The organism is Psychrobacter sp. AOP7-B1-25 (assembly GCF_052376195.1).
In the GTDB taxonomy this organism is placed as follows: domain Bacteria; phylum Pseudomonadota; class Gammaproteobacteria; order Pseudomonadales; family Moraxellaceae; genus Psychrobacter.
On sequence record NZ_JBQSVK010000032.1, the window covers coordinates 1 to 6,163 of the forward strand.

Genomic DNA, 6,163 nt, shown 5'->3' on the forward strand with positions numbered 1-6,163 from the left:
TTTAAAAACATTAAAAGCTTTTTGGTTGTGGATAAGCTTAAAAACAAAGCACTATTTTTAATGGTTAATTTAGGAAGCTAATTACTTAAATTTGCATAACACTGATTTACTGTAGAAAGAACTTTTTTCATCGGGAATACAGTTGTTAGGATCAACCCTCGCATAATAACCATTAGGTTTTTCGATAACGTTATGTGCCACTCGAGCCTTAGCAAGAGAATTATAGCTATCTTGTCGCTTACTGATTTCAGCTTTACTAGGTATAAACATCCACATTGCACCAGCACTTAGAACAAAGACGATGATGACCAAGGATGAAAGGGTGATGATTAAGTGACGGCTAAACTCTCGCTTAACGTTATCTAGCATCTGTTCGGAAGCCTCTACATTTAGCTTGGCTATCTTTTCTTTAGTATCGTCAAGGTCACTAGCAACACTGGTAACAGAGGTCTGTATCTTCCCTAAATCTTTATTAAGCAGCTTTGTCTTTTTTAAGAACTCCTCACTAGCATCAGTGATGTGCTTGGTAAAACCTTCATCAATACGTTTATGGTAATTCTCTTCATTGGTTTGAAAGACGATTGCCATCTCTTCGTTAATGGCGGCAACAAAGTCGGATTGGAGCAAGGTTTCTTTGTTTTGATACGTTTTTAGTAGTGCAGTCAGCTCTTTTGCCCAATCAGCGATGTCTTGAGCTTGTTTATGATGCGCGTGGTTTAAGTTTGAGCTGTCAATCAGCTGCTTACTTAGTTTTTTGGTGTAAGTATCAAGAGCAAGCAGTAGGTCTTCTAATTGGATAGAGAAGTCATCTTGTGGCATGGATCGTTCCTAGTCGCTGTTAATGACGCTATTTAGCCTCTGAGAGCTGCTGTAGGCGTTTTTAGGGTGATTTATATGTTATTGCTACCCTAGCATCAAAAAGGCGCTGTGGGAGCCTTAAGGAGCGTCTGAGATGACTCTATGCGACCGTGAGTGTCGTTTAGTATTGCTTATGAGTGTTAAAAGCCAAGACTCATGCCACGGCTGCGGTTAATATCACGGCTATAACTGGTGATTTCAGCGGATAGCGTTCGCATTTGACCTTGCTGATCGGGGCTAAGGATGCTTTGTTGTCGATCTTTGATGTCATCAAAGACGCGCTCTAGGGTTTTAGTGTGCGCTTGCCTTGTCGATAGGTCGCTAATAGATTTAATGTGTTCAAGAAGCTGCTTGCTTTGACTGGTGATGAGGCTGCCAATTTTATGCTGTTCACGACCTACAAGCTGCTTTTGGTGGTCAGTGGTGCTTGGTTCACTGCGGTAGTGCTGCCATGCGCTCATTTGCTGATCAAGGTGTAGAAGGATTTTAAGGTGTTGGCCAAAGTCGCTTTTTTGGTCTATGTTTTTTAGTAGCCGGTGCTGACTTGATAGCCCTTGATGCGAGATATCATCGTGTTGAGCCTTAAAGCTGGCCTCTTGCGCTGCTATTTGGTCGCGTTCTTTCTCAAGTTGTCTTTGCTGCTTCTCTTTTTGCTCCAAGACGCGCTCACGCTCTTCTTGGGCTGCTATGTCGCGCTTCTGCTGAGCAAGGCGATCTCTTTCTAGCTTATCAGCGGCTTCTTTGGCAATCTGGCGCTGAATACGCACCTGTTTTATTTGCTCAATCACTGATTCAGCCTGTTCTAGCTCGTCTTTGCTCACTGTACTGGGTTTATATTCAGGTTTAGGGGCTGCTGGGACGATAAATAACTTACTTTCGCGTAAATCTGCGATGGTCTGATCGGCAAAGTCATTCACTTTTTGATTAGCTGCAAGCTCTGCGCCCCACACAAGCTCGTTACGTTCGTTGATGATCTCGTTGATGGAGCCGAGATGTGTTGCTGGCGTTTTATCAATCTCGTAATGCTTGCCTTCTGCTTTGGCTTTTTCTGCTTTTCTTAGTTCTTGCTCGTATTTTTCACGTTCTAGCTTGGTAGCGACTGACCCCATTTTGAGCTGTGGTTCAATATCAATCCCTTGCTCGGCATAGCTGCGTGAATCAATCAGCTCATGGTTATGCTCGGCCAGTTTTTCGTTGGCGATTTGCTCCCATATTTGGCGCACCTCTTTGATCTCATGGCTGACTCGTTCCATGCCAAGCGAGCGCCGCTTATTATCGGACAGCTCAATACTGGCCTTGTCGGTCAATATAATTAAATTATCATCATCAATCTCAGCACAGCGCGTGGTAAATAGGATATGAGCATGGAAGTTGCGAGGGTCTGCGCCTCGATCAATCTCTTTTTGTGTCGGTTGATGAATAGCACAATCGGCAATCGTGCCGTAACGATCCGCAAGCGTCTGGGCGAACTGGTGCGCAATTGCTTTTCGATCTTTCTCGTCCAGTTCATACGGTAGATTAACCAACCATTCACGAGCCACACGCGCATCTTTTCTTTTCTCGGCAGCCTCTGCTTTGTTCCACAAATCACTACGATCAATATCAGCGTTGGCAGCAGCCAACGCTGACGGCAAAATAATATCCGCACTCATCACGCCATGCTTTTTTGAATAATCATGAGTCTTGCCATAACGTTTATCTTCAAGCTCAACCCCTGCGCGATAGCTCGCACTAGCAACGGCACTTTGTCCACTGCTTCGTGATATGGATTTAGTCGATGCGATAAAAATAGCCATTTGTATAAGCTCTAATTTTTGGTTTTTAACATTGCGCCTTTTGCAATGTTGGGGGTGTGGGGGTCTTACCCCTGCCGATGTTTTGATTTTATAAATGTGTGGCCGATAGGAATAAACATTTGTAAAGTCGAAATCTCGCACTTAGTCAGTGGGACTTAACCATCCGTCAATTAACTATATCATAAACTGTTGTTAGGTATTGGCGAAGTGGCTATAGTCAGGTCAGTAAAAAACTTAATAATTCAAGAAGACAGCTATAGGTTATGACTTATAGAATGATTTTAAGCTTAAAATCACAACAGGAATCATTAATACGATAGTAATTATAGGTATATAACTAATCTCAAGAGAGAAAAAGGCATCTGCGCCTATTATGAGAAAATATAAGCCTACCAGTATGGCGACAACATCATATTCAACTCTTCTGAATAGATTAATGATATTAATTACAATAAAAACAAGACCTATTACCAGAGTGACTGTTCCCTCAAGAAGTATACCTGGGTTAAATAAATATATACTTCCGCATATAACTATAATAGCTAGACCAAGTTTTGTATAAATGGGTGTTTTTTGTTTTAATATGATTTTTTGCGATTTATTTTTCATTCGATAGTCTTTTATTGGTTTAATCAATGCGATTCTATAAGGTGTGTTGGTCTATAGACCTCTTGCAAAAGTACCGTTTTATTGACCTTCGTTAACGGAGTATCAATGGCTAGCAATGACTTATGCAAGAGATCTTTTGAACTAACAAATTTGTTATTACATAGATATCAGTATGAATTTTGAGTATTGTAGTTATCAACTTATTGCGAATAAAGGAGCAAAATCGATGATATACAATGAAAAAGAATTTGAAAATAATTTATTAAGCTTTCATCATATCTGTATCAAAGCACAGGACATTGAAACCACTGTACAATTTTATCAAAAATTAGGATTTCAGATAAAACATGATTGGGCATTGCCAAGTTTTAACATCAAATATTGTGCCATGATGCACCATCCCAAAATCAATGTTTACTTAGAAATTGCGGATAAAGATGCAGCAATGCCAACTCAGGGTAGAAAAAAATTACCAGATGAGGATTATGTAGAAAATGCCTTACAGCATATTTGTTTTATGGTGCGAGATGCCCAATTAGCAGCTAATCTTGCTATTAGTTATGGTGCTCAACCTTTAACTGAAGTACTAAATATTATTGAGTTAGTTGGCGTTGGTTTTAATAAAAATATTCAAGTAAAAAATACGTTAGTTTATAGTCCAAATGGTGAAGTAATCGAATTTTTAGAATCTTTGGATTTTTAATTTTGAAAATTCTTTAATGCAATTAATACTGGTTCTAATTTTTTACCATTAGACGTAATTTTGTACAATGAGCTGTCTTTATATTTTTCTTTACTAATAATATTGTCTTTAATCAGCTCATTTAACTGTCTGCTTAAAACGGTATCACTCACATTTCGTAAAGAACCTTTGATTTGTTGATATGACAAAATCTGATTCATCACTAAAAATATAATGTTAAGTTTCCATCTGCCCTGAATTAGGCATAAAGTACGTGCGGCTTGGCAATAATGTTGTAAGTATTTTTCATTTTGATAGTTAATCGATGTCATTTTTCTCATCAGTTCACCTTGATTTAACCCCTATTCAAATTCATTTTTAAAATATTGAGCTCGCATGATTACCCATAAACTCACTACGATTGCAACTATTAATCCACAACACAACGCATTGACCATACCCAAATGATTCGCAATTTGTCCAATGATAACGGTTGGAATCCCTAAACCTAAATACCCCATTATATATAACACGATTAGTAATCGTGTTCGCACTTTGGCATCAACTAACTGGCTAGTTAATGTAATAGCGGAAGGATAAATCCAGTTTGTTGCAACTGCATGGCACACAATGCCAATTATTAACCAAATTAACTTGCCATAAAACCCACCTAAAATCACACAAGATGTACCCATCAATAAAAAAATAAGTCCTAATTGCAAGCGTTTAAAAGGCTCTTTGACCCACGGTAATTTCTGTAAAAGTAGACCACCAGAGAGCAAAACGAACATCAAACTGCCACTGACAATTAAATTTTTAGTATGTAATAAAGTTCGTGTGTAAGATGGGAGTAATGACAACACAGGTCCATTTAAAGCATACCCCAGCGGAACCAGCTATTTCACCCTTCAAACCCATTAACAGACTACTTAAAACAGACCGCTATAATGGAACCATTTATAATAGACTATTCTAGGTGGTCAGTTTTTGTCGTTACCTTGAGAAGTCATAGTCTGCTTCATTTCCATCTAAATATTCGCGTATAGGGCGTTTCTTACTGAATTTGGAAGCGTCTTTTTTGATCTCACCAACTATAAAATCACTATACGCTGACCAGTTCTTACCAGCGTCGCCTTTGGCGAGACCGCTATACGTGCTTATAAACTCTTTATGCCGACTGATACGCCACAGTTGTTTGTCAGATAGTCCATCAATCGTGAACATATCTGCTGTATGAGCGTCACGGTTTAAGGTTCTTTCTTGTGGTTGATTAGGTTTGCTCTTAGTAATTATTTTAAATTTAAAGCCTATGATCGTACTTTTACTTTTTTCTTGTTCATAACTTATTTTCAAGTCTGTTTTGTCGTTAATCTCAGCAACAGCAGCATCTAATACGCGACGCTTAAAATCGCTCATACGCTTGTAGTCATCAACCCCTAACCCTAATTGACCTCTGAACGTTTCCAAATCAAATAATGGGGTTTTCTTCGCTTTACGCCATTGAATTAAAAGTTCATAAAGACGAACTGAATATACGCTATTGAGTGTTGCCGTTTGTCCTAGCAGATATTTAGTAAAAAATGTTTGTAAACCATCGATACGTGTTATCTCTTTGACCACTGCTGGTGTAAGAATAATTTCGATTGAGCCTTCACCTTTTATATATTCAACCTGACTTACCCAGCGCGTTTTAACTTGATTATCTCGCTCATTTATAAATGAGAACCTACGTTCAAAAAGTGTTGCTTCTGCTGATAAAAGCACATCGTAAGCTGTATCGACATCTACATCAAAGCACTCCGCATAACGCTTAGCTGATATGCGCAAAGGATCATCGGATGTCAGTCCTGTCTGAGTTTCCCTGCTATCAATAACAGCTAGCTGTATTAATCTAATTTCAACTAATGACAGATTTTGTATAGCTGTGTTCAATCGGTTGGATTTGACCACTAGATTATTCATACTGCTACCTTGACTGGATTCCATTCGTAAACCTCTCCTATAAACTTGACTATATGACGACAATATACTCATATGTCGTCATCTAGTCAAATTTATAGATGTCGTCATCATACCCGATAGATGTCGTCATCATACCCGATAGATGTCGTCATCATACCCGATAGATGTCGTCATCATACCCGATAGATGTCGTCATCACACACACACACACCTTGATATATATAGACTTCAAGGGTCTTAAAAGCATTTAAAAGCA

The 6,163-nt window shown here is 38.8% G+C and carries 7 protein-coding genes; 1 reads left to right on the forward strand and 6 read right to left on the reverse strand.

Translation table 11 applies throughout. The annotated features are described in order from the left end of the window. Positions 1–81 precede the first annotated feature (81 nt). The 3 genes from ACT3QR_RS13680 to ACT3QR_RS13690 form a co-directional block, all read right to left on the reverse strand. Positions 82–819 carry a hypothetical protein gene (locus tag ACT3QR_RS13680; protein WP_443522130.1) on the reverse strand — a complete coding sequence of 246 codons (738 nt, stop codon included), beginning with the start codon at positions 817–819 and terminating at the stop codon, positions 82–84. A gap of 179 nt (positions 820–998) precedes the next feature. Continuing rightward, the gene (locus tag ACT3QR_RS13685) at positions 999–2,654 is read right to left on the reverse strand and encodes a MobA/MobL family protein (protein ID WP_443522129.1); all 1,656 of its coding nucleotides are present in this window, start codon (positions 2,652–2,654) and stop codon (positions 999–1,001) included. Between the two features lie 261 nt (positions 2,655–2,915). Then, the gene (locus ACT3QR_RS13690; RefSeq protein WP_045455937.1) at positions 2,916–3,263 is read right to left on the reverse strand and encodes a hypothetical protein; all 348 of its coding nucleotides are present in this window, start codon (positions 3,261–3,263) and stop codon (positions 2,916–2,918) included. Positions 3,264–3,489: 226 nt separating this feature from the next. On the opposite strand from ACT3QR_RS13690, the gene ACT3QR_RS13695 reads away from it, so the two are divergent. Beyond that, positions 3,490–3,966 carry a VOC family protein gene (locus ACT3QR_RS13695; RefSeq protein ID WP_443561177.1) on the forward strand — a complete coding sequence of 159 codons (477 nt, stop codon included), beginning with the start codon at positions 3,490–3,492 and terminating at the stop codon, positions 3,964–3,966. Here ACT3QR_RS13695 and ACT3QR_RS13700 read toward each other — a convergent pair. The 3 genes from ACT3QR_RS13700 to repM form a co-directional block, all read right to left on the reverse strand. Continuing rightward, positions 3,963–4,286, reverse strand: a complete 324-nt coding sequence (locus ACT3QR_RS13700) for a winged helix-turn-helix transcriptional regulator (RefSeq protein ID WP_443529652.1) — start codon at positions 4,284–4,286, stop codon at positions 3,963–3,965. The two genes, ACT3QR_RS13695 and ACT3QR_RS13700, sit on opposite strands and share 4 nt — an antisense overlap. A 21-nt stretch (positions 4,287–4,307) precedes the next feature. Continuing rightward, complete coding sequence (locus ACT3QR_RS13705; RefSeq protein ID WP_443529653.1) at positions 4,308–4,805, reverse strand: hypothetical protein; 498 nt, start codon at positions 4,803–4,805, stop codon at positions 4,308–4,310. A gap of 133 nt (positions 4,806–4,938) precedes the next feature. Next, positions 4,939–5,931 (reverse strand): replication initiation protein RepM, encoded by a 993-nt coding sequence (repM, locus tag ACT3QR_RS13710; RefSeq protein WP_443522126.1) that lies wholly within the window; start codon positions 5,929–5,931, stop codon positions 4,939–4,941. Positions 5,932–6,163: the final 232 nt, after the last annotated feature.